Annotated in this window: 1 protein-coding gene, 1 tRNA gene and 1 pseudogene; 1 reads left to right on the top strand and 2 read right to left on the bottom strand. The window is 70.1% G+C overall.

Translation table 11 applies throughout. The features are described from left to right. Positions 1-43 precede the first annotated feature (43 nt). On the bottom strand, positions 44-910 hold the full coding sequence (locus ABT247_RS33405) for a Bax inhibitor-1/YccA family protein (RefSeq protein WP_350750356.1): 867 nt from the start codon (positions 908-910) through the stop codon (positions 44-46). A 138-nt stretch (positions 911-1,048) separates the two neighbouring features. Continuing rightward, positions 1,049-1,133 (bottom strand) — tRNA-Leu (locus ABT247_RS33400). Positions 1,134-1,431: 298 nt separating this feature from the next. On the opposite strand from ABT247_RS33400, the pseudogene ABT247_RS33395 reads away from it, so the two are divergent. After that, a pseudogene (locus ABT247_RS33395) lies at positions 1,432-1,539 on the top strand (ABC transporter ATP-binding protein); the annotation flags it as partial.

The raw sequence follows: 1,539 nt of genomic DNA, 5'->3' as shown, positions 1-1,539 counted from the left end.
GTTCGCTCCGGGGCCCGGCGGCAGTGGTGAGGGCGAGGGTGCGTCAGTCGTCGCCGCGCAGGATCGCGATCAGCCGCAGCATCTCCATGTAGATCCAGACCAGCGACAGGGTCAGCCCGAAGGCGGCCCGCCAGGACTCGCGCTGCGGAGCCCCCTGGGCGATGGCCGTCTCGATCTCCGCGAAGTCCAGCGACAGGAAGAACGCGCCGAGGCCGACGCCGACCAGGCCGACCACGATGCCGAGCGGGCCCGAGCGCAGGCCCATGTCGGCGCCGAAGGCCGTCGCGACGACGTTGACCAGCATCAGCAGCACGAAGCCCATGGCGACGGCGATGCCGACCCGGGTGTAGCGGGCGGTGACCCGGATCCTGCCGCTCTTGTAGGCGAACAGCATCGCTGCGAAGACCGCCGCCGTACCCAGCACCGCCTGGATCACGATGCCGTTCAGGATGGTGTTCAGCGCGTGCGACCACGCGCCCATCGCGAAGCCCTGGAGAGCCGCGTACAGCAGGATCAGCGGCGGGCTGACGCTGCGCTTGAAGGAGGCCACCAGGCCGACCACCATGGCCACGACGCTGGCGGCGATCGCGAAGCCGTAGTTCTCGAAGGGCAGCGCGAACCAGGCCACCGCGCCGGCTGCGACCAGGGTGAGCAGCGTCATGGCGGTGCGGGCGACCACGTCGTCGAGCGTCATCCGCCCGGTGGCCGCCGGGCCGGCGGACGGCCCGTTGTACAGGTCGTACAGCTGCTCGTCCGTCAGCGGGCCCTGCCCCTGCGGCTGGGCGTAGGGGGTGCCCGCGTACGGGTTTCCGTACGGGCTCCCGGCCTGCGCGGTGGTACCGAACCCCGCGTAGCCGGGCTCGCGGGTGAAGGACCCCTCCCGCGAGAAGACCGGGTTGCTGCTTCTCATTGCTCATTCCCTCCGTGGCGGCACTGCACCGCCCCGCGCACCAGGGTAATGGCTTGGCAAAGGATTCGGGATACGCCGCGAGGAGGATCCGTTGAACGTCTCGCGGCGGGGACGCCGACGGCGCCCCCGCGGGTCGAGTGGTGCCCGGAGCCGGACTCGAACCGGCACGGCCTCGCGGCCAAGCAGTTTTAAGCTGCCCGTGTCTGCGTTCCACCATCCGGGCGTCCTGCGAAAGCACCCCTGAGCCTAGTCGCCCGGCTCACCCTTTCGCATGTTCCCGGCCCGGGAAGTTGTCATGTTTCCTTGCTATCTGACGAACAGTTCGAGATTTCGGCCACGAAGCACAGCGATCCGGCCACCGGGCCCGCCTCAGGGTCACCGTCATACCGCAGGAGGACGGCCCTGCCCCTCCCGTACGCCCGGCGGTGGTGGGACCAACCGTTCGACGGAGCGACGCCAGACCATGATCACACCCCGGAGCATGGAGGTACGCGTCAGTCAGCCAGCAAGGAGAGCACCCCGTGACCACGTCGACCGCCACCGCCGTCCGCACCGCGGCCGCCCGCGCCACCGGCCTGAACAAGGTCTACGGGGAGGGGGAGACCCGCGTCGTCGCCCTCGACGACGTC

Source organism: Kitasatospora sp. NPDC001539 (assembly GCF_040298565.1).
Taxonomy (GTDB): Bacteria; Actinomycetota; Actinomycetes; order Streptomycetales; family Streptomycetaceae; genus Kitasatospora.
The sequence above is the reverse complement of the archived record's forward strand: the minus strand, read 5'-3'. Positions and strand labels throughout refer to the sequence as shown.